The sequence below is a fragment of the Pseudomonas sp. P108 genome (assembly GCF_032613195.1).
Classification (GTDB): Bacteria; Pseudomonadota; Gammaproteobacteria; order Pseudomonadales; family Pseudomonadaceae; genus Aquipseudomonas.
This window is the reverse complement of the sequence record NZ_CP126691.1, coordinates 5,630,001-5,649,991: the sequence shown is the minus strand read 5'-3', so window position 1 is coordinate 5,649,991 and position 19,991 is coordinate 5,630,001. Positions and strand designations below refer to the sequence as shown.

At 58.9% G+C, this 19,991-nt stretch carries 21 protein-coding genes (1 of these 21 only partly in view); 14 read left to right on the top strand and 7 right to left on the bottom strand.

Translation table 11 applies throughout. The annotated features are described in order from the left end of the window. Nucleotides 1–14 precede the first annotated feature (14 nt). Nucleotides 15–458 (bottom strand): RNA polymerase-binding protein DksA, encoded by a 444-nt coding sequence (gene dksA, locus QOM10_RS24875; RefSeq protein ID WP_064118688.1) that lies wholly within the window; start codon nucleotides 456–458, stop codon nucleotides 15–17. 334 nt (nucleotides 459–792) lie between these two features. Here dksA and QOM10_RS24870 point away from each other — a divergent pair, with 334 nt between their 5' ends. Next, nucleotides 793–1,965 (top strand): pyridoxal phosphate-dependent aminotransferase, encoded by a 1,173-nt coding sequence (locus QOM10_RS24870; protein WP_316917119.1) that lies wholly within the window; start codon nucleotides 793–795, stop codon nucleotides 1,963–1,965. Continuing rightward, nucleotides 1,965–2,678 (top strand): DNA/RNA nuclease SfsA, encoded by a 714-nt coding sequence (sfsA, locus tag QOM10_RS24865; protein WP_316917118.1) that lies wholly within the window; start codon nucleotides 1,965–1,967, stop codon nucleotides 2,676–2,678. Before QOM10_RS24870 ends, sfsA begins: the two co-directional genes overlap by 1 nt. Here sfsA and QOM10_RS24860 read toward each other — a convergent pair. After that, nucleotides 2,675–2,992, bottom strand: a complete 318-nt coding sequence (locus QOM10_RS24860) for a Rieske (2Fe-2S) protein (protein WP_127929798.1) — start codon at nucleotides 2,990–2,992, stop codon at nucleotides 2,675–2,677. The genes sfsA and QOM10_RS24860 overlap by 4 nt on opposite strands. Before the next feature lie 165 nt (nucleotides 2,993–3,157). On the opposite strand from QOM10_RS24860, the gene QOM10_RS24855 reads away from it, so the two are divergent. From QOM10_RS24855 to QOM10_RS24840, 4 genes are read left to right on the top strand one after another with little or no spacing between them, the layout of a single operon-like run. Then, on the top strand, nucleotides 3,158–4,030 hold the full coding sequence (locus QOM10_RS24855; RefSeq protein WP_316917117.1) for a hemin ABC transporter substrate-binding protein: 873 nt from the start codon (nucleotides 3,158–3,160) through the stop codon (nucleotides 4,028–4,030). 50 nt (nucleotides 4,031–4,080) lie between these two features. Next, nucleotides 4,081–5,064, top strand: a complete 984-nt coding sequence (locus QOM10_RS24850; RefSeq protein WP_316918397.1) for an iron ABC transporter permease — start codon at nucleotides 4,081–4,083, stop codon at nucleotides 5,062–5,064. Next, nucleotides 5,064–5,831 carry a heme ABC transporter ATP-binding protein gene (locus QOM10_RS24845; RefSeq protein ID WP_316917116.1) on the top strand — a complete coding sequence of 256 codons (768 nt, stop codon included), beginning with the start codon at nucleotides 5,064–5,066 and terminating at the stop codon, nucleotides 5,829–5,831. Before QOM10_RS24850 ends, QOM10_RS24845 begins: the two co-directional genes overlap by 1 nt. Before the next feature lie 21 nt (nucleotides 5,832–5,852). After that, nucleotides 5,853–6,704: a ChaN family lipoprotein gene (locus QOM10_RS24840; protein ID WP_316917115.1), complete on the top strand. Its 852-nt coding sequence runs from the start codon at nucleotides 5,853–5,855 to the stop codon at nucleotides 6,702–6,704. A gap of 232 nt (nucleotides 6,705–6,936) precedes the next feature. Here QOM10_RS24840 and QOM10_RS24835 read toward each other — a convergent pair whose 3' ends face one another. The 4 genes from QOM10_RS24835 to QOM10_RS24820 all read right to left on the bottom strand — a co-directional run bounded on the left by QOM10_RS24835 (nucleotide 6,937) and on the right by QOM10_RS24820 (nucleotide 10,278). Beyond that, nucleotides 6,937–7,731, bottom strand: coding sequence for a Crp/Fnr family transcriptional regulator (locus QOM10_RS24835; protein WP_127929794.1), 795 nt, complete (start codon nucleotides 7,729–7,731; stop codon nucleotides 6,937–6,939). Nucleotides 7,732–7,747: 16 nt separating this feature from the next. Next, nucleotides 7,748–8,020 carry a TfoX/Sxy family protein gene (locus QOM10_RS24830; RefSeq protein WP_003228231.1) on the bottom strand — a complete coding sequence of 91 codons (273 nt, stop codon included), beginning with the start codon at nucleotides 8,018–8,020 and terminating at the stop codon, nucleotides 7,748–7,750. A 266-nt stretch (nucleotides 8,021–8,286) separates the two neighbouring features. Further along, nucleotides 8,287–8,631, bottom strand: a complete 345-nt coding sequence (locus QOM10_RS24825; RefSeq protein ID WP_007909940.1) for a pentapeptide repeat-containing protein — start codon at nucleotides 8,629–8,631, stop codon at nucleotides 8,287–8,289. A gap of 90 nt (nucleotides 8,632–8,721) precedes the next feature. Next, entirely contained in the window at nucleotides 8,722–10,278 is a 1,557-nt protein-coding gene (locus QOM10_RS24820) for an AAA family ATPase (RefSeq protein ID WP_095121812.1), read from the bottom strand. Nucleotides 10,279–10,396: 118 nt separating this feature from the next. On the opposite strand from QOM10_RS24820, the gene mrcB reads away from it, so the two are divergent. Genes mrcB through QOM10_RS24805 form a run of 3 tightly spaced genes read left to right on the top strand, consistent with a single transcriptional unit; the run spans nucleotide 10,397 to nucleotide 13,822 of the window. Beyond that, the gene (gene mrcB, locus QOM10_RS24815) at nucleotides 10,397–12,721 is read left to right on the top strand and encodes a penicillin-binding protein 1B (RefSeq protein ID WP_127929792.1); all 2,325 of its coding nucleotides are present in this window, start codon (nucleotides 10,397–10,399) and stop codon (nucleotides 12,719–12,721) included. 16 nt (nucleotides 12,722–12,737) lie between these two features. Beyond that, on the top strand, nucleotides 12,738–13,487 hold the full coding sequence (locus QOM10_RS24810; RefSeq protein ID WP_316917113.1) for a tetratricopeptide repeat protein: 750 nt from the start codon (nucleotides 12,738–12,740) through the stop codon (nucleotides 13,485–13,487). Then, nucleotides 13,487–13,822, top strand: a complete 336-nt coding sequence (locus tag QOM10_RS24805; protein ID WP_316917112.1) for a YqcC family protein — start codon at nucleotides 13,487–13,489, stop codon at nucleotides 13,820–13,822. Before QOM10_RS24810 ends, QOM10_RS24805 begins: the two co-directional genes overlap by 1 nt. A 108-nt stretch (nucleotides 13,823–13,930) precedes the next feature. On the opposite strand, the gene QOM10_RS24800 is transcribed toward QOM10_RS24805, so the two are convergent. After that, a complete protein-coding gene (locus QOM10_RS24800) occupies nucleotides 13,931–14,347 on the bottom strand; it encodes a DUF4124 domain-containing protein (RefSeq protein ID WP_095121820.1) in 417 nt (138 codons plus the stop codon). Between the two features lie 399 nt (nucleotides 14,348–14,746). Here QOM10_RS24800 and QOM10_RS24795 point away from each other — a divergent pair, with 399 nt between their 5' ends. The 5 genes from QOM10_RS24795 to msrP form a co-directional block, all read left to right on the top strand. Further along, complete coding sequence (locus QOM10_RS24795) at nucleotides 14,747–16,471, top strand: acetolactate synthase 3 large subunit (RefSeq protein WP_093434972.1); 1,725 nt, start codon at nucleotides 14,747–14,749, stop codon at nucleotides 16,469–16,471. Nucleotides 16,472–16,473: 2 nt separating this feature from the next. Continuing rightward, nucleotides 16,474–16,965: an acetolactate synthase small subunit gene (gene ilvN / locus QOM10_RS24790; RefSeq protein ID WP_003176102.1), complete on the top strand. Its 492-nt coding sequence runs from the start codon at nucleotides 16,474–16,476 to the stop codon at nucleotides 16,963–16,965. A gap of 48 nt (nucleotides 16,966–17,013) precedes the next feature. Continuing rightward, complete coding sequence (ilvC, locus tag QOM10_RS24785) at nucleotides 17,014–18,030, top strand: ketol-acid reductoisomerase (protein WP_007909969.1); 1,017 nt, start codon at nucleotides 17,014–17,016, stop codon at nucleotides 18,028–18,030. A gap of 147 nt (nucleotides 18,031–18,177) precedes the next feature. After that, the gene (gene pssA, locus QOM10_RS24780) at nucleotides 18,178–19,035 is read left to right on the top strand and encodes a CDP-diacylglycerol--serine O-phosphatidyltransferase (protein WP_016983477.1); all 858 of its coding nucleotides are present in this window, start codon (nucleotides 18,178–18,180) and stop codon (nucleotides 19,033–19,035) included. Between the two features lie 63 nt (nucleotides 19,036–19,098). After that, nucleotides 19,099–19,991, top strand: partial view of a protein-methionine-sulfoxide reductase catalytic subunit MsrP gene (gene msrP, locus QOM10_RS24775; RefSeq protein ID WP_316917111.1) — the 5' portion only. Its footprint extends 121 nt past the window's final position; the window shows 893 of its 1,014 coding nt (coding positions 1–893); it begins with the start codon at nucleotides 19,099–19,101; the stop codon falls past the right edge of the window.

Here is a 19,991-nt window from a genome sequence, read left to right as displayed (position 1 = left end):
CGTTCAGGTCGAGATTACTTGCCGACCTGCTTTTCCTTGATTTCCGCCAGGGTCTTGCAGTCGATGCACAGATCCGCAGTAGGACGGGCTTCGAGGCGCTTGACGCCGATCTCGATGCCGCAGGATTCGCACCAGCCGTATTCTTCGTCCTGGATCAGTTCAAGCGTCTTGTCGATCTTCTTGATCAACTTGCGCTCGCGGTCGCGGGCGCGCAGCTCGAGGGCGAATTCTTCTTCCTGACTGGCACGGTCGGCCGGGTCAGGGAAGTTGGCCGCTTCATCCTTCATGTGATCAACAGTACGGTCGACTTCCTGCATCAAGTCCTGTTTCCACTTGTTCAGGATCTTGGTGAAGTGCGCACGCATCGGGGCGCCCATGTACTCTTCACCGGCTTTCGGAACGTAAGGTTCGAAACCGCTGATCGTCGTTTGCTGCTGTTGCTTTGCTTGGGTGGGCATGAAATGGACCGCCTCTACTCTTGTAATCCATTGCGCAGGATTGCTCCATCACCGACACCTGCCGGCCCTGCGGCTGCAAGCGGGCGAACTTACCAGATCAAATCGGCCTGCGCTACTCCCGGATGTCGAGGCCCCGGCGGGTGGCGCTTGCAAATGTTTGGCAAGCCGTGTCTGGTGGTGTTGAAGACCTGTTCAATCACTGATTTTAGTCAATCCTGGAGCGTACGCTCATATCGTTACAGTCCAGCGTTCTTGAGGCTGTGACCGCTGCGGGTTCTCGCTCGTTCCGGCAGATGGGTAGAATCGTCTCTTTTTCCCTGCCGAAGGAAAACCAATGGCTCAGCCCTACAGTGCGCGCAGTCGTGCGATCGAACCGTTTCATGTGATGGCGCTGCTGGCGCGGGCCAATGAATTGCAGGCTGAAGGCCACGATGTGATCCATCTGGAGATCGGCGAGCCGGACTTCACCACCGCCGAGCCGATCATCCGTGCCGGGCAAGCGGCACTGACGGCAGGCAAGACGCGCTACACCGCCGCGCGCGGCATTCCGGAGCTGCGCGAGGCGATTGCCGGGTTTTATCAATCGCGTTATGGCTTGAACATCGATCCACGACGGATTCTGATCACGCCGGGTGGCTCCGGTGCATTGCTGTTGGCTAGCGCGCTGCTGGTCGATCCCGGCAAACACTGGCTGCTGGCGGATCCGGGCTACCCGTGCAACCGGCACTTCCTGCGTTTGGTCGAAGGCGCGGCGCAGCTTGTTCCTGTAGGTCCGGACGTGCGCTATCAACTGACCCCGGATCTGGTCGAGCGCCATTGGGATCACGACAGCGTCGGCGCACTGGTCGCCTCGCCAGCCAACCCGACTGGCACGATTCTGACTCGCGATGAACTGGCCGGGTTATCCACAGCCATCAAGGCTAAGCATGGACATCTGGTGGTGGACGAGATCTATCACGGCCTGACGTACGGCACCGATGCCGCCAGCGTGCTGGAAGTCGATGACAACGCTTTTGTGTTGAACAGTTTCTCCAAGTATTTCGGCATGACCGGGTGGCGCCTGGGTTGGCTGGTGGCACCGGATGCGGCGGTCAGCGAGTTGGAAAAACTGGCGCAGAACCTCTACATCAGCGCGCCGAGCATGGCGCAGTACGCGGCGTTGGCCTGTTTCGAGCCGGGCACCCTCTTGATTCTGGAAGAGCGCCGCGCGGAATTCGGCCGTCGTCGGGATTTCCTCCTGCCGGCCCTGCGCGAGTTGGGTTTCAACATCGCCGTGGAGCCTGAGGGCGCGTTCTATTTGTACGCCGATATCAGCCAGTTCGGCGGCGATGCCTTCGCGTTCTGCCGACATTTCCTCGAAACCGAACATGTCGCGTTCACGCCGGGGCTGGATTTCGGTCGCTATCAGGCCAGTCATCATGTGCGTTTTGCCTACACGCAAAACCTCCCTCGCCTACAGGAGGCGGTGGAGCGCATCGCACGTGGCTTGAAGAGCTGGCAAGGCTGATGCGCTTTTATCCCCCTCTGGAAGAGGCGCGACTGATCCGTCGTTACAAGCGTTTTCTCGCCGATATCGAAACCGTTGGCGGCGAGTTGCTGACCATTCACTGCCCGAACACCGGTTCGATGCTCAATTGTCAGGTCGAGGGCGGACAGGTCTGGTTCAGCCGCTCCAATGACCCGAAACGCAAATTACCGGGCACTTGGGAAATTGGTGAAACCCCGCAGGGCCGCTTGTTTTGCGTGAATACCGCCCGGGCCAACGGTTTGGTTGAGGAGGCGTTGCAGGCAGGCGTTATCACTGAGTTGAACGGCTTTACCGCGTTGAAGCGCGAAGTGGCCTACGGGCAGGAAAAAAGCCGCATCGATTTTCGCCTCGAATACCCAAGCGGTCCGGCGTATGTGGAAGTGAAAAGCGTCACCCTGGGCTTCGACGGAACGGCAGTAGCGGCGTTTCCCGATGCCGTGACCCAGCGTGGCGCCAAGCATCTGCGTGAGCTGGCACATTTGGCTCGTGACGGGATCCGGGCGGTGCAGTTGTATTGCGTCAATCTGGGCGGAATTGAAGCGGTGCGACCGGCCGAGGAGATCGACTCGGCCTACGCCAAGGCGCTGCGTGAAGCGGTGGCGTGTGGTGTTGAAGTGCTGGCTTACGGCGTCCGCTTGAACCATGAAGAGATGGTCATCGACCGGCGTCTCGACGTGCTGCTCAACGGTTAAACATCGATCCACAAGCCTTGCGCGTCTTCCCGGCACGCAATGGCGGTGAGTGATTGCCCGGCGCAAGGCCCGGCGACGCATTCACCGTCCTCGATCAGAAACAGTGCGCCGTGGGTGGCGCACTGGATCAGGCTGTTGCTGGGGTCGAGAAATTGGTCGGGATGCCATTCAAGACCAACGCCCCGGTGCGGGCAGCGATTGAGATAAACGTACGCTTGCCCATTGCGGCGCACGGCGAACAGCTTGTTCCCGTCGACTTCAAAGCCACGGCTGGCCGCTTCGGCGAGTTCAGTGCCCGTGCAGAGAAACTTCATGGCTATCCTCTAATGTCCGCTCGTGTCTGGATATGTCCGAGCTTGACGTTTAAATGCAAACAATTATCAAATGGCGGCCTTCGTCCGCAGGGCGGCTGGCAGGGGCGAGGATACTTGGCCTGCCATCCGGATGCCCGGGAAAAACGTCTTTCAAGGAAGCTGTGTATGCGCCTGAGTACCCGCGTTGTTGTGCTGTGTGCCGGACTGTTCGTCAGCCATCAGGCTGCCGCGGCCGAGTTGCCGCAACGTTGGGTCAGCGCCGGCGGTGCGCTGTCGGAATGGGTCAGTGCGTTGGGCGGCGAGTCGAAGCTGGTCGGCGTTGATACCACCAGCCAGCATCCGGAGTCGTTGAAGGCGCTGCCGAGCATTGGTTATCAGCGCAGCCTTTCCGCTGAGGGCATTCTCAGTCTGCGCCCGGACATTCTTATCGGCACCGAAGAAATGGGCCCGCCGCCGGTGCTGTCACAGGTCAAGGCCGCCAAGGTTCAGGTGGAGTTGTTCTCGGCTCAGCCGGATCTGCCGACACTGGAGAAAAACGTCACCCATCTGGGCCAGTTGCTCGGCACAGAAGCCCAGGCAAAGCAGCTACTGCAAAGTTATCAACAGCAACTCGATGCGCAGAAGGCACGGGTGGTTCAGGTGCAAACCAAACAAAAAACGCCGGGTGTGCTGTTGTTGCTCGGGCATGCCGGTGGCAAGCCATTGATCGCCGGCAAGGACACCGCTGCCGACTGGCTGCTGCAGCAGGCGGGCGGGCATAACCTGGCGACGCATACCGGTTACAAACCGTTTTCCGTGGAATCCCTCGCCAGTCTCGATCCTGAAGTGTTGGTATTCGCCGACCGTGCATTGACCGGAGACGCGGCGAAAGCGGCGCTGTTCAAGGAAAACCCGATTCTCAATTCAAGTCGCGCGGCCAAGGCCGGCCGAGTGCTGGAGCTGGACCCGACCCTGTTGGTTGGTGGTCTTGGACCACGCTTGCCGGCAGCGCTGAAAACCTTGTCTGACGGTTTCTACCCGACCAAGAGCGGCCAATGACCACATTGGTCAAACCCCGTGGCTTGTTCATTGGCCTGACGCTTCTCTGTCTGCTGGCGATCTGGCTGTCATTGGCGCTGGGGCCGGTGAGCCTGCCGCTGTTCGATACGTTGCGCGCAGCGTTGCGCATGCTCGGCGTGCCGCTGGCGCCGGACGGTCTGGAGCAGGCTGAGCTGATCCTCGGGCAGATTCGTCTGCCGCGAACCTTGCTCGGGTTGGCGGTTGGCGGTGTGCTGGCGCTGTCCGGTGTGGCGATGCAGGGTTTGTTCCGTAATCCACTGGCGGATCCAGGGCTGGTGGGGGTTTCCAGCGGCGCAGCGCTGGGTGCGGCGATTGCGATTGTCGGTTGTTCGTTTTTTGGTGGCTTGCCGGAGTGGTTCGGGCCGTATCTGCTGTCGGCCTGCGCGTTCCTCGGCGGCCTCGGGGTAACGGCGCTGGTTTATCGCCTCGGTCGCCGTAACGGTCAGACCAATGTGGCGACCATGTTGCTTGCGGGTATTGCCCTGACCGCGCTGGCCGGGTCGGCGGTCGGCCTGTTCACTTATCTGGCGGATGACGCGACCCTGCGTACGCTGACGTTCTGGAACCTCGGCAGTCTCAACGGCGCCAGTTACGCGCGGCTGTGGCCATTGCTGATCATCAGCGCCGGCGTGGCGTTGTGGTTGCCACGTCGCGCCAAAGCGCTGAATGCCTTGCTGCTCGGGGAGTCCGAGGCTGGGCATTTGGGCATTGATGTCGAGCGGCTCAAGCGTGAACTGGTGTTCTGCACGGCGCTGGGTGTTGGCGCAGCGGTGGCAGCCGCGGGCATGATCGGTTTTGTCGGGCTGGTGGTGCCGCATCTGGTGCGCTTGCTGGCGGGGCCGGATCACAAAGTGCTGCTGCCGGCATCGGTGCTGGCCGGGGCGAGTCTGTTGTTGCTGGCTGATCTGGTCGCGCGTTTGGCCTTGGCACCGGCGGAGTTGCCGATCGGTATTGTCACCGCGTTTATCGGTGCGCCGTTCTTCCTTTATCTGCTGCTGCGAGGACGCGCCTGATGTTGCGTGCGCAAAATTTGCACATCCAGCGTGGGCGCAAGGCAGTGCTCAGCGATGTAACGCTGCAACTTGAACCGGGCGAAGTGCTCGGTGTGCTTGGGCCGAACGGCGCTGGCAAAAGTACCTTGCTGGGCGCCTTGTGCGGTGAGTTGGCGGCGAGTGCGGGCGAGGTTTCGCTCGACGGGCAGGCATTGAGTCAATGGACTGGCCCGCAGCGTGCGCAACGATTGGCGGTGTTGCCACAAGTGTCGACCCTGGATTTCGCCTTTCGCGTTGAAGAAGTGGTCGGCATGGGCCGCTTGCCTTATCAAAGCGGTCGGGTGCGTGACGACGAAATCATCGCGGCGGCTTTGGCCGCGGCGGATGCCGGACACTTGAGCGGGCGCAGTTATCTGGCGCTGTCCGGTGGCGAGCGTCAGCGTGTGCATCTGGCGCGGGTGTTGGCGCAGCTTTGGCCTGGTCAGGCCGGGCAGACGTTGCTGTTGGATGAGCCGACGTCAATGCTTGATCCGCTGCATCAGCACACGACGCTGCAGGCTGTGCGCGAGTTTGCCGATCGCGGCGCGGCGGTGTTGGTGATCCTGCATGATCTGAATCTGGCGGCGCGTTATTGTGACCGCATTCTGCTGCTTGAGGGCGGGCGGCCGGTGGCGTTGGATACACCGCAGCAGGTTTTGCGTCCGGACACGCTCCAGGCTGTGTTCGGTCTGGAAGTGCTGGTGCAGCCGCACCCGGAGCGTGGGCATCCGCTGATTATCGCCCGCTGACTGGATCATTGAGGTGATTGCATGCGTGGCTTGTGGCTGTTGGCGGTGGTGTTGCTTGCGGGGTGTCAGCATGCTCTGGCGCCGCCGCCGATCAATGGCGAGATTCGCGATCTGCGCAGCGGTGAAGTGCTGACGGCACAGCAGTTGCTGACGCGTCTTGTCGAGTCTGAACGGCTGATTATCGGTGAACAGCATGACAACGCCGATCATCACGCAGCGCAATTGTGGTTGTTGCGCTCGCTCGGTGAGCAGCGGCCGCAAGGTAGCCTGCTCCTGGAAATGCTCACGCCAGATCAGCAGCCTCGCGTTGATCTAGTGCGCCAGGCGACAACGCCACCCGCTGACCTCCCTGGCGCATTGGCTTGGCAGGATGGCTGGGACTGGAACCTTTATGGCCCGATCATTCGTTTCGCCCTTACGCAAACTTATCCGCTGCTGGCGGCCAATCTTGAAAGCAGCGAAATCCGCGCCTTTTACCGCAATCCTCCCGTTATGAACGGTGCGTACAGTAACGTGCCGTCGGTGAAAGAAACGCTGCTGGAACAGATCGCTGAATCTCACTGCGGTTTACTGCCTGAATCACAGATGCCGGCGATGCTCGCCGTTCAGCAACAACGTGATCGGCGGATGGCCGAACGCTTGTTGGCTGCACCGAAACCAGTTCTGTTGCTGGCCGGTGCGTGGCATGCGCGCAAGGATGTTGGCGTGCCGCTGCACGTTGTGGATTTGGGCGCCACTGAGTCACCGACAGTGCTGATGCTGGCAGAGCAGGGCGGCGAAGTGACCGCGGCGATGGCTGATTACGTTTGGTATACGCCTGCTACACCAAAACAGGATTACTGCGAACAGATGCGCAAACAGTTCGGCAAATGACTTTTCTACAGGCAAAAAAAAGACCCGGTAAAAACCGGGTCAAATAACCGTGATTAGCCTGATGAGGAGATAATCTGAGAGTCCGAACCAAGGGCTTTCAGAATATCGACTGATCTCGCGACCAGTTGTGATAATCATAGCGATTCTCATTACCGCGTCAACAACTGTTTTCTCATTTCTTTGAATTAGACTTGGAAATGGCCGCAATGGCTCGAAAACAAGGGGCGTGGCCTTAGCTTTTGTTTGCGCTCAATTGGGTGACTTGCTTGTTCAGTTGGCCGATTCGTCGGGCCATGCTCTCGATCAGGCTGTGTGCGATCTTTGGATTGGTGCGGGTCATGCTCAAGAATTGCTCACCGGGAATCAGCATCACCGTACTTGGCTCCCGGGCAATGACCGTGGCATTGCGCAGCTCGCCGGTAAACACGGCCATGGCCCCGAAAATCTCGTCCTTGGCCACGTCTCCCACCTTAAGTCCGTCCACAAACGCCTCGGCATGCCCATCGATGATCACAAACACATGGTCAGCAGCGTCACCCTGGTTGATCAGTGTTTCCCCCGCCTCAACCCGTTTAAAACCGTTGGTACTGCGAAACTCTCGCGGCTTCAGTTCCGCGACAGCATGGGCAAGGATCGCCACTTGCCCCAGCAGATACTCGAGAAACTGTTCTGCCCGACGAGAGTCAGCAAATAAATGCTGGAAGACTTCCGGACGTCGATAGGGCGTCAAACGTAACGTGCCCTCACTGCATAAGCGGCAATCCGTCCAGTCGTCTCCCTGCTGAAGGCCGATCACATCGCCCTCCTGCCAATAAAACAGTGGCCGGGTTCCGATGCAGCCATTGATCACACCGTCATTGAGCAGAAACAACTGATCAGCGGGTAACTGCGGTATCAGATCGTCCGTCGCTTCAAGTTGCAGAACCGGCCCGCAAGGCAACAGATCGCGCAGCCACAGCGCGGGCAAGCTCTGCAAACGGTTGATCAAGGCATCGACGTGAGCCGATTGTTCCCCCAGTAAATACATGACGGTCTATGCCCGTTCAGTTCTTGTGGCGCGAGGAGATGGCTTCAAGCTGTTTGTTCAGGGCGTCCTTGCGTTCGGCGGGGATGTCGTTCCAGTGCACATCCATCAGCGCGCCTTCGATCGCATACAACAACACCTTCGATGCGCGAAACCCGCGGGTACGCACGGCCCGGTAGGCGTCCACCGCGCCCAGGCGACGCAAGTCGGAGGCGCTGTGGATGCCCACGGCATGCAGCCATTGCGCCGACGTCTTGCCAAGATTCTTCAGGTGTTGCAGTTCATCATTCATCAAGCCTCCTTGCGACGGCCGAATGGTGCGTGGGCGAGCTTCTCAGGAGTGTAGCCATCAGTAGGAAAAGCGTGGTTGTTTGGTCGGATTCAACGCAAACGCTTCTAAGAAAAGGGCTGCGAACGCAGAAAGGAGGGGGAAACACACATATCAATGTAGGAGTGAGCCTGCTCGCGATAGCGGACTGCCAGGCACACATGTGTTGAATGTTAAACCGCTATCGCGAGCAGGCTCACTCCTACAGGGGCAGGCGCTAGATGGTTATATCAGCGAGTGCGATAACGCAAACGCGTACCGAAATTCATCGACATCAGAATCTCGTCGGCACTCAGCTCCGGCGGGAAGTACGCCCCGGAAATCTGCGCATGGGCCAGGCTTGCACCTTCCAACGATGCGTTACGGAAATCGATGCCGCGCAAATCGGCGGATCGGAAGTACGCGTCCCGGAAATCCACGCCATCGGCATTCAGTTCACGCAGATCGAGACCACGGAAATCGCCGCCGACCATATCGATCGGGCCGTCCTGTGGACGCTCCTTGTTGAAGCCAGTGATGTCGTCTTTGTGCAGCAAGGCATATAGCGGGGTGTCGAGAAGTTTCGGCTGGCTCATGTCATATCACCGTTGGTTTTATGACGCCAGTATAGTGCCACTATTTGACGGCCGTGAAGCGAGGGAGGGCTTCACGGCCGAAATAGTTTCTTACAGGCCCGGCAAGCGCTGACGGATCTGCGCGACCACGGTGTCCAGGGTTCCGGATTCATTGGTCTGCACGCGTTTGCTGCGCAGAATTTCTTCTGGTGTCAGCGCTTCGCGGTTGGCCTGCTGCGCTTCGATCACGGCCAGTGTGGCGTCGGACGGATCCTGTTTGTCCGCCTGACGAATCGCCAGCCAGCTCTCGATCACCGCTTGCGGCGCGTTGCAGTCGAGGATCAGGAACGGCGTGCCGGTGGCTTCGGCGATCTTCGCCGCGTTGTCGCGTTGTTCGCGTTTGAGGTAAGTCGCGTCGATCACCACCGGGAAACCGGCGTGCAGGATCACTTCCGCGATCTCATGCAGACGCGCATAAGTGGCGGCGCTGGCGTCGGCGCTGTAAATGCCGGCCTGCACATCATTGGCAACAGTCTGCTCACCGAACAGACGCTTGCGTTCTACGTCCGAACGCAGACGAATCGCGCCCAGCGCTTCGACCAGGCGCATGGCCACGTGGCTCTTGCCGACAGCGGAAACGCCGTGGGTGATCGCCATGAAACGCGAAGGAATGGTGCTGTAGCTTTCCGCCAGGTTGGCGTAGTTGCGGTATTGGCGCAGGGTGGTGGCGCGCTGCACCGGGGACGCGTCCGCCGGCATGCTGAACAGTGCAACCTTGGCGCGAACCAGTGCGCGGTAGGCTTTATAGAAGTTCAGCACTTCCAGACCTTGATAATCGCCGGTCTGCTCCAGGTATTGGCTGATGAAGCGGCGAGCCAGGGATTTCAGGCCACGGTCTTCCAGGTCCATCGCGAGGAAACCGGTATCGGCCCAGACGTCGGTGAAGCGGAACGGTTCGTTGAACTCGATGCAGTCGAAGATCACCACTTTGCCGTCAATGACCGTGGCGTTGCCCAGGTGGATATCGCCGTGGCACTCACGGGTGAAACCTTCGGCCTTGCGTTGCGCGAACAGTGGCTTGAGACGCTCGAAGCTGCTTTCGGCCCAGGCTTTCAGTGCATCGAGTTGCAGCAGATCGTTTTTGTCGCTGAGGAACGGCAGGATCTGCTCGAAGTTTTGCGAGACCGGCGCCATCACACTGTCCGGGGTGCCTGCGTCGTGTTCGGCGGGGACTTTTGGCGCCGTGAGGTGGAAGTGAGCGATCTGCTGCGCCATCTCGTCGATGTGCTGGGTGGTCAGCTCGCCGTTGGCTTGCAGGGTGCTGAGCAAACCGGTCTGCGGAAACTGGCGCATTTTCAGCACATATTCGATGGCCGGGCCGTCGCCGCCCAGTTGCGGTGCTTCAACGCTGCCAGTTACCGGCAACACTTCCAGATACAAATCATCAGTCAGGCGCTGGTTCAGACGCAGCTCTTCAGCGCAGAAATGTGCGCGTGATTCGAGGCCGGTGAAGTCGAGGAAGCCGAAGTTAACCGGTTTTTTCACTTTATAAGCGAAGGGACCGGTGAGGATCACCCACGAGATATGCGTTTCGATGACCTGAAACCCTTCGACAGGGTGCGGGTAGAGGGCCGGGTTTTGCAGGGCAGCGATCAGTGACTGGCTCACGGGCGATCCTTCAGAGACTGGGGGAAATTCGAGGTCGCCATTATGGCCGCTCGCCAGCCTGACGCAAACCTCGGAGCGCTCCTGTTGAGTATGAATAAAGTGCGTATAATCCGCCGCCATGACTCGAACTCGATCCCCCCGTACCAAGAAAAAACCACCCTCCAAGGGCCTCAGCCCATGGTTGAGCTGGGCCATTAAACTCAGTCTGGTCGGCCTTGTGGTGCTGGCCGGCTTCGCCGTTTACCTCGATGCCGTGGTGCAGGAGAAGTTCTCCGGCAAGCGCTGGACCATCCCGGCCAAGGTTTACGCGCGGCCGCTCGAGCTGTTCGTCGGACAAAAGCTCAGCAAGGACGACTTCCTTACCGAACTCGATGCCCTCGGCTATCGCCGCGAAGCCGTGAGCAATGGCCCCGGCGCCGCAGCCGTCAGTGGCAATACGGTCGATCTGAATACCCGTGGCTTCCAGTTCTATGAAGGCCTGGAAAAACCGCAGCCGGTGCGCGTGCGTTTCTCTGGTGATTACGTCGCTGAGCTGTCGGCGACCAACGGGTCGAAGCTGTCCGTGGTGCGCCTTGAACCGCTGATGATCGGCGGCATTTATCCGAAAAATCTCGAAGACCGCATTCTGATCAAACTCGATCAGGTGCCGCCGTATCTGCTCGAAACCCTGATCGCTGTCGAAGACCGCGACTTTTATAGCCACTGGGGCGTGTCGCCGAAGTCGATTGCCCGCGCAGTCTGGGTTAATACCTCTGGCGGCAAGATGACGCAGGGCGGCAGTACGCTGACCCAGCAGTTGGTGAAAAACTTCTACCTGACCAACGAACGCAGCCTGAGCCGCAAGCTCACCGAAGCGATGATGGCGATGCTGCTGGAACTGCATTACGACAAAAAGGAAATCCTTGAGGCCTACCTCAATGAAGTCTTTGTCGGCCAGGACGGTCAACGTGCGGTGCACGGCTTCGGTCTGGCCAGCCAGTTCTTCTTTGGCCAGCCATTGTCCGAGCTGAAGCTGCATCAGGTGGCGATGCTGGTCGGCATGGTCAAAGGTCCGTCCTACTACAACCCGCGTCGCAATCCTGAGCGCGCGCTGGAGCGGCGTAACCTGGTGCTCGATGTGCTTGAGCAGCAAGGCGTGGCGACGGCCGAACAGGTCGAAGCGGCGAAGAAAATGCCACTGGGTGTGACCACGCGCGGCAAGCTCGCCGACAGCTCGTTCCCCGGCTTCATCGATCTGGTCAAGCGCCAGTTGCGTGAAGACTACCGCGACGAAGACTTGACCGAAGAAGGCCTGCGCATCTTCACCAGCTTCGACCCGATCCTGCAGATGAAAGCCGAGGCGTCGGTCAACGACACCTTTAAGCGTCTGTCCGGGCGTAAAGGCTCCGATGATGTCGAAGCGGCGATGGTCGTGACCAATCCGGAAACCGGTGAAGTCCAGGCGATGATCGGCAGCCGTCAGGCCAGTTATGCCGGTTTCAACCGCGCACTGGACGCGGTGCGGCCGATCGGTTCGTTGATCAAACCGGCGGTTTATCTGACCGCGCTGGAAAAACCGAGCCAGTACACACTGACCAGTTGGCTGTCCGACGATCCGTTGTCGGTCAAAGGCGCGAACGGTCAGGTGTGGAAACCGCAGAACTATGACCGCCGCTCCCACGGTACCGTGTTCCTCTATCAAGGCCTGGCGCATTCCTACAACCTGTCGACCTCGCGTCTGGGTCTGGAAGTCGGCGTGCCTAACGTGCTCAAGACCTTGGGTCGTCTGGGCGTGACGCGTGAGTTCCCGGCATTCCCGTCGATGTTGCTGGGCGCCGGTGGCATGACCCCGATCGAAGTCGCGACCATGTACCAGACGCTGGCCAACGGTGGTTTCAATACGCCGATGCGCGGGATTCGCAGCGTGCTGACCGCTGAGGGCGAACCGCTCAAGCGTTATCCTTTCCAGATCGAACAGCGTTTCGATCCGGCGTCCATCTATCTGATCCAGAACGCCATGCAGCGCGTGATGCGTGAAGGTACCGGCAGCTCGGTTTATAACGTGCTGCCCAAGACTCTGACACTGGCCGGCAAAACCGGTACCAGTAACGATTCCCGTGACAGCTGGTTCGCCGGTTTCAGTCAGGACTTGCTGGCAGTGGTCTGGCTGGGCCGCGATGACAATGGCAAGACGCCGTTCACCGGTGCCACCGGTGCGTTGCAAGTGTGGACCAGTTTCATGCGCAAGGCCGATCCGCTGCCGCTGGACATGCCGCAGCCGGACAACGTCGTGCAGGCATGGGTCGATTCACGTACCGGGCAGGGCTCCGATGCCAACTGCCCGGGGGCGGTACAGATGCCGTATATTCGCGGCAGCGAACCGCCACCCGGCGCTGCCTGTGCAAGCGAAACGCCTGCTTCCGGCGAGTCGGTGATGGATTGGGTCAAGGGCTGGATGAATTAAGCAAAGAGGGTTTCAAGTGAACAAGTGGTTGATTCCAGCGGTGACCGCCGTGGCTTTGCTCAGCGGCTGCTCTACCGTACAGCGTGGTTCGATTCCGGTGGTTGATTCCGGTACAGCGGTGTCCAACAGCGAGCGCATTTCGGCCAATGGCGGTTTCCGTCAAACAACCGTAAAGCGTCCTGCGCAAGCGCAAACTCAAGCGATCCCGCAAGGTGATACTGGCGTGGTGGTCATGGTGCCGGGTGGCGGCGCGACAACGTCCGCGCCCATCAGCTCTTCGCCGATCGTGCCGGGCCCTGCATCCGGTGGTATCACGGCGGGCCCGTACAACCCTTCAGCGGTTGACTCGGCGCCGGTCAACACGGGCAGCTACAGCATGCCATCCACGCCAAGCGGGATTCCTTCCGCCAGCAGTGGCGGCGGCTTGTCGGCCGATGAGCAACTTGACGGCCCGGTTCTCGCTTTGCTGACCACCGCGCAACAGCAACAGGCCGGTGGCGACCTCAACGGTGCGTCTTCCAGCCTTGAACGTGCACAGCGCGTTGCGCCGCGTGAGCCGCAAGTGCTTTATCGTCTGGCGCAGGTGCGCATGGCTCAAGGTGATGCGCCGCAAGCCGAGCAGTTTGCCCGCCGCGCGTTGACCATGGCCAACGGTCGTCCTGACCTGCAAGCCAGCCTGTGGGAAATCATCGCTCAATCCCGTGAGAAACAAGGCGACTCGGCCGGTGCTGCTCTGGCCCGTCAGAAGGCCAAGGTTTCACTGTGATGGATGCTCGTTTCCCGAGAATCGCCGATCAGCTATTGCTGATCGAGCGTGAACTGCGCACTCAGGGTTGGTGGGACGAAGTTTCGCCGTCGGCCGAAGCGTTGAGCAGTGTCGAGCCGTTTTCGGTCGATACGCTGGACTTCGAGCAATGGCTGCAATGGATCTTCCTGCCTCGCATGAAGATGATCCTCGAGCAGGATCTGCCGTTGCCGAATGCCTCGGGTATTCAGGAAATGGCCGAAATGGTCTTCGCCCAGCGCAACCTGGGTGGCAAGGATCGTCGGTTGCAGGTGCTGCTCAAAGAGTTTGACCTGCTGATCACTGCCTCGCGCTGAGCCAGACTGACACCGGATAGGTAGGAGCTGCCGCAGGCTGCGATCTTTTGATCTTGTTTTTGAAAGCAAAATCAGGAGATCGCAGCCTGCGGCAGCTCCTACAGGTGTCTATTCACAATTCTGCGCGATTTGCTTCTGCGCCTCGACAATGCGCTCCTGCCGCTGCGCATCATCCAGCCTCCGCAACTGTCCCTCCACTTCCTCCCTCAATCGTGGGTTGTTCTGCAATTGCGCCAGATTCGTGCGTGCTTGCTCGCAAAACTGCTTGAGCTGTGCCTGTTGGTCGGCGACCTGTTTCTTCACCTTGTCATCAATCGCCTTCTGATCACCAAGCACGCCACTGCCCGGCATTGCCGCCGGCTTCGGCGGAGGCGAGGAGGGCGTCTGCATTGTCGTCGATGGCTGACCCTGCGGCGGCTGCGCATCAAAGTGCGTGACACCTTGAGCATCGACCCATTTGTAGATTTGAGCGGCCATGCACCATGGGCTTAGGCCGATCAGCAGAGTAAGGAGGAGCGTTCGCATGCTGATTCCTTGGCAAAATTGCGCAATTGACACTAACAGAGTAGCGGTTTTCAGGTTTTTTCTTGCGTTCTCATGTGCTTACCCACAATTAACCACATAGACGACTTGACTTGGAGAGGGCGAAACAGAAGAATCCAAAGTCCGCTGTAGAGGGACTGCCAGAAGCAGACCCACTCGGTAGATCATGAGGCGCACATCCGCGCCGACCTGTTACACCCGCAACGCGTTACCTCGCGCTGGGTGGGAAAGGCCCGCAACACTTGGGACGATCCCAATACTTGCTCAGTCAGTGCTGACGTAGTCGGCGACCACCGTCGCTCATGCTCTGCCGAGAAGTAAACCTATTAAGACCCGCCCCTTTTTTGTGGACGGTATTCTGGCGTTTTAGAGGTGAACAACGTGGAGCTTTTATCTGGCGGTGAGATGCTCGTCCGCTTTTTGCGTGACGAAGGCGTCAAATATATCTACGGGTACCCGGGTGGTGCTCTCCTGCATGTTTACGATGCCCTGTTCAAAGAACCGGAAGTGACTCACATTCTGGTTCGTCACGAACAAGCGGCAACCCATATGGCTGACGGTTATGCCCGTGCCACCGGTAAAGCCGGCGTGGTATTGGTGACGTCCGGTCCTGGCGCCACAAACGCCATTACCGGTATCGCGACCGCCTATATGGACTCGATTCCAATGGTGATCATTTCCGGTCAGGTGCCAAGCACTATGGTCGGCACCGACGCGTTCCAGGAAACCGACATGATCGGTATCTCCCGGCCGATCGTGAAGCACAGCTTCATGATCAAGCACGCTTCGGAAATCCCGGAAGTCATGAAGAAGGCCTTCTACCTGGCGCAATCCGGTCGTCCGGGCCCGGTCGTGGTCGATATCCCGAAAGACATGACCAACCCGGCCGAGAAGTTCGAATACATCTTCCCGAAGAAAGCCAAGCTGCGTTCCTACAGCCCGGCCGTTCGCGGTCACTCCGGGCAAATCCGCAAGGCAGCAGAAATGCTCCTGGCGGCCAAGCGTCCGGTCATGTACTCCGGTGGCGGCGTGATTCTCGGCAACGGTTCCGCACCGCTGACCGAACTGGCGAAAATGCTTAACCTGCCCGTGACCAACACCTTGATGGGCCTGGGTGGTTTCCCGGGGACTGATCGTCAGTTCATCGGCATGCTCGGCATGCACGGCAGCTACACCGCCAACCTGGCGATGCACCACGCTGACGTGATCCTCGCGGTCGGCGCGCGTTTCGACGATCGCGTGATCAACGGCGCGGCGAAGTTCTGCCCGAACGCCAAGATCATCCACATCGACATCGACCCGGCTTCGATTTCCAAGACCATCAAGGCCGACGTGCCAATCGTGGGTCCGGTCGAGAGCGTCCTGACCGAAATGGTCGCGATCCTCAAGGAAATCGGCGAGACCCCGAACAAGGAGTCCGTGGCCAGTTGGTGGAAGCAGGTGGATGAATGGCGCGGTGATCGAGGCCTGTTCCCTTATGAAAAGGGCGACGGCAGCCTGATCAAGCCGCAGACCGTGATCGAAACCCTTTGCGAAGTGACCAAGGGCGATGCCTTTATCACCTCCGACGTGGGTCAGCATCAGATGTTCGCTGCGCAGTACTACACGTTCAACAAGCCGAATCGCTGGATCAACTCCGGCGGTCTGGGCACCATGGGCTTCGGTTTCCCGGCGGCCATGGGCATCAAGTTGAGCTTCCCGGATGACGACGTTGCCTGCGTCACCGGCGAAGGCAGTATCCAGATGAACATCCAGGAACTGTCGACCTGCCTGCAGTATGGCTTGCCAGTCAAAATCGTCATCCTGAACAACGGTGTTCTGGGGATGGTGCGTCAGTGGCAGGACATGAGCTACGGCAGCCGTCACTCGCACTCCTACATGGAATCGCTGCCTGACTTCGTCAAGCTGGCTGAAGCCTACGGCCACGTTGGCGTACGCATCACCGAATCGAAAGATTTGAAGTCGAAGATGGCAGAAGCGTTCGCCATGAAGGATCGCCTGGTCGTGATCGATATTTCGGTCGACACCAGCGAGCACGTCTATCCGATGCAGATCAAAGACGGCTCGATGCGCGATATGTGGCTGAGCAAGACGGAGCGTACTTAATCATGCGGCACATTATTTCCTTGCTTCTGGAAAACGAACCCGGCGCTTTGTCTCGCGTAGTCGGCCTGTTCTCGCAGCGCAACTACAACATCGAAAGCCTGACCGTGGCCCCGACCGAAGACCCGACCCTGTCGCGTCTGACGCTGACCACTGTGGGCCACGATGAAGTCATCGAGCAGATCACCAAAAACCTGAACAAGCTGATCGAAGTGGTCAAGCTGGTGGACCTGTCGGAAAGCGCTCACATCGAGCGCGAGCTGATGCTGGTCAAGGTCAAGGCCACTGGCGCCCAGCGCGCCGAGATCAAACGCACCACCGATATTTACCGTGGACAGATCGTCGATGTCAGTGCCAGCGTGTATACCGTTCAATTGACCGGTACCAGCGACAAGCTCGACAGCTTCATTCAGTCCATCGGCACCGCATCGATTCTGGAAACCGTCCGTAGCGGCGTGACCGGCATTGCCCGCGGCGACAAAGTACTCAGCATCTAAACCAAATTAGCGAATGGCCTGAACGGCCTGGATATAAAGGGGAAATTCATGAAAGTTTTCTACGATAAAGACTGCGACCTGTCGATCATCCAGGGCAAGAAAGTTGCCATCATCGGTTACGGTTCCCAGGGCCACGCCCAAGCGTGCAACCTGAAAGACTCCGGTGTCGACGTTACCGTTGGTCTGCGTAAAGGTTCGGCCACCGTTGCCAAAGCTGAAGCTCACGGCCTGAAAGTGACCGACGTTGCTTCCGCTGTTGCGGCTGCCGACCTGGTCATGATCCTGACCCCGGACGAGTTCCAGTCCTCCCTGTACAAAAACGAAATCGAGCCGAACATCAAGAAAGGCGCCACCCTGGCCTTCTCCCACGGCTTCGCGATCCATTACAACCAGGTTGTTCCGCGTGCCGACCTCGACGTGATCATGATCGCGCCGAAAGCTCCGGGTCACACCGTACGTTCCGAGTTCGTGAAGGGTGGCGGTATCCCTGACCTGATCGCGATCTACCAGGACGCCTCGGGCAACGCCAAAAACGTTGCACTGTCCTACGCGGCAGGTGTTGGTGGCGGTCGTACCGGCATCATCGAAACCACTTTCAAGGACGAGACCGAAACCGACCTGTTCGGCGAACAAGCCGTACTGTGCGGCGGTACCGTTGAACTGGTAAAAGCCGGTTTCGAAACCCTGGTTGAAGCTGGCTACGCGCCGGAAATGGCCTACTTCGAGTGCCTGCACGAACTGAAGCTGATCGTTGACCTCATGTACGAAGGCGGTATCGCCAACATGAACTACTCGATCTCCAACAACGCCGAATACGGCGAGTACGTGACTGGCCCGGAAGTGATCAACGCCGAGTCCCGTCAGGCCATGCGCAACGCCCTGAAACGTATTCAGGATGGCGAATACGCCAAAATGTTCATCAGCGAAGGCGCAACCGGCTACCCTTCGATGACCGCCAAGCGTCGTAACAACGCCGCTCACGGTATCGAAGTCATCGGCGAGCAACTGCGCTCCATGATGCCGTGGATCGGTGCCAACAAGATCGTCGACAAAGCCAAAAACTAAGTCGTCCTTCTTGTACGGAAAACGCGGCCTCGGCCGCGTTTTTTCGTTTGAGCGTGTGGTTCTGGTATAAAGCTGCAGCGTTTGTGGCCGAACTGTCGTCCTCAAGCACCTGTCGAAATTTCTCCAAACCGTTGCAAGGTAATGTCCATGAGCGAACGTCCCGAAGAGCCGAACAAGGCTTCTGACGCCGAAAGCCTGCTGCCCATCGATGAACACATCGAAGAAGGGCACGACGCAGAAGGTCGTAAAGTCCGGCATCGTGGTATCTATCTGCTGCCGAATCTGTTCACCACTGCGAACCTGTTCGCAGGGTTTTATTCCATCATCAACTCCATGAGCGCTCAGGCTGCTCTAAGCGCTGGCGACTCAGCCAATGCGAGCAAGTATTTCGCGTTCGCCGCGATCGCGATATTCGTCGCCATGGTGCTCGACGGCCTCGACGGTCGCGTGGCGCGCATGACCAATACGCAAAGTGCCTTCGGCGCCGAGTACGACTCGCTGTCGGACATGGTCGCTTTCGGCGTTGCACCGGCGTTGCTGGCATTCGGTTGGGCGCTGGGTGACATGGGCAAGGTCGGCTGGATGGTCGCCTTCATTTATGTTGCGGGCGCGGCGTTGCGTCTGGCGCGCTTCAATACTCAGGTGGGTACGGCTGACAAGCGCTACTTCATCGGTCTGGCCAGTCCGGCGGCTGCCGGTGTGGTTGCAGGTATTGTCTGGGCGTTCAGCGATTACGGCATTCAAGGTTCGAAGATGTCGTTCCTGGTCGCACTGATGGTTGCGGCGGCCGGCATGCTGATGGTCAGTAATATCAAGTACAACAGCTTTAAGGAGCTGGATTTGAAAGGTCGCGTGCCGTTCGTGGCGATCCTTGCGGTGGTGCTGGTGTTCGCCGTGGTCTTCAGCGATCCACCGCGCATTCTGCTGCTGGTGTTCCTCGCCTACGCCGCTTCTGGCCCGGTGCAGTACCTGTTGCATCTTCGTCGGCACAAAAAAGCCGAGTGATGTAATTTCCCGCATACTCCGCAGTCTATGGGTGCATCAGTCCTCCAAAGCTGCGGAGTTGCCATGTTGATCAAAGTCCCCAAAGCGTCCGACTGCCACGAGTCGGATGTCACGCCTGAAGCCATTTATCTCTCTCGCCGCCAATTGTTGGGGGCTACTGCTGCCGGACTTGTCGTCAGTAGCCTGCCGCGCTGGGCCAATGCCGAGGATGCCGCTCGGTACGCCGATGTTGAACCCGGTAAAGCGCCTGCCTGGTTTAACGACAAGCTGTCCTCTACTAAATGGGGAGCAGTCAACGTTAAGGATGAGGCGATCACGCCTTATAAAGACGCCACCCATTACAACAACTTCTATGAGTTCGGAACCGACAAGGGTGATCCGGCAGCTAATGCCGGCTCACTGAAAACCGAACCATGGAGCGTAGTGATCGACGGGGAGGTGGGTAAGCCAGGGCGCTATGCGCTGGAAGACTTCATGAAGCCTTACCAGTTGGAGGAGCGTATCTATCGTTTGCGCTGTGTCGAGGCGTGGTCGATGGTTATTCCGTGGATTGGCTTTCCGATCTCGGCGCTGCTCAAGCAGGTCGAGCCGACGTCCAATGCCAAATACATCCGGTTTGAAACCTTGCAGGATCCCAAAACCATGCCTGGCCAGCGTTCTGGTTTTGCCTTGATCGATTGGCCTTATGTAGAAGGTCTGCGACTGGATGAGGCGATGAATCCCTTGGCGATTCTGGCGGTAGGCATGTATGGCCGTGAGTTGCCGAACCAGAATGGCGCGCCGCTGCGTTTGGTGGTGCCGTGGAAGTATGGCTTCAAGAGCGTCAAATCCATCGTGCGTATCAGTCTGGTCAGCGAGCAGCCGAAGACGACCTGGCAGAGCATTGCGGCAGATGAGTACGGCTTCTATGCAAATGTGAACCCGACAGTTGATCACCCGCGCTGGACGCAGGCGCG

Bases quoted from the DNA above. Each gene is read 5' to 3' on its own strand.
- QOM10_RS24855 (WP_316917117.1), top strand. From the start codon at position 3,158: ATGCGCCTGAGTACCCGCGTTGTTGTGCTGTGTGCCGGACTGTTCGTC.
- QOM10_RS24805 (WP_316917112.1), top strand. From the start codon at position 13,487: ATGGATGCTCGTTTCCCGAGAATCGCCGATCAGCTATTGCTGATCGAG.
- dksA (WP_064118688.1), bottom strand. From the start codon at position 458: ATGCCCACCCAAGCAAAGCAACAGCAGCAAACGACGATCAGCGGTTTC.
- QOM10_RS24860 (WP_127929798.1), bottom strand. From the start codon at position 2,992: ATGAAGTTTCTCTGCACGGGCACTGAACTCGCCGAAGCGGCCAGCCGT.
- ilvN (WP_003176102.1), top strand. From the start codon at position 16,474: ATGCGGCACATTATTTCCTTGCTTCTGGAAAACGAACCCGGCGCTTTG.
- QOM10_RS24840 (WP_316917115.1), top strand. From the start codon at position 5,853: ATGCGTGGCTTGTGGCTGTTGGCGGTGGTGTTGCTTGCGGGGTGTCAG.
- QOM10_RS24845 (WP_316917116.1), top strand. From the start codon at position 5,064: ATGTTGCGTGCGCAAAATTTGCACATCCAGCGTGGGCGCAAGGCAGTG.
- QOM10_RS24800 (WP_095121820.1), bottom strand. From the start codon at position 14,347: ATGCGAACGCTCCTCCTTACTCTGCTGATCGGCCTAAGCCCATGGTGC.
- QOM10_RS24835 (WP_127929794.1), bottom strand. From the start codon at position 7,731: ATGTATTTACTGGGGGAACAATCGGCTCACGTCGATGCCTTGATCAAC.
- mrcB (WP_127929792.1), top strand. From the start codon at position 10,397: ATGACTCGAACTCGATCCCCCCGTACCAAGAAAAAACCACCCTCCAAG.
- pssA (WP_016983477.1), top strand. From the start codon at position 18,178: ATGAGCGAACGTCCCGAAGAGCCGAACAAGGCTTCTGACGCCGAAAGC.
- sfsA (WP_316917118.1), top strand. From the start codon at position 1,965: ATGCGCTTTTATCCCCCTCTGGAAGAGGCGCGACTGATCCGTCGTTAC.
- QOM10_RS24825 (WP_007909940.1), bottom strand. From the start codon at position 8,631: ATGAGCCAGCCGAAACTTCTCGACACCCCGCTATATGCCTTGCTGCAC.
- QOM10_RS24830 (WP_003228231.1), bottom strand. From the start codon at position 8,020: ATGAATGATGAACTGCAACACCTGAAGAATCTTGGCAAGACGTCGGCG.
- ilvC (WP_007909969.1), top strand. From the start codon at position 17,014: ATGAAAGTTTTCTACGATAAAGACTGCGACCTGTCGATCATCCAGGGC.
- QOM10_RS24870 (WP_316917119.1), top strand. From the start codon at position 793: ATGGCTCAGCCCTACAGTGCGCGCAGTCGTGCGATCGAACCGTTTCAT.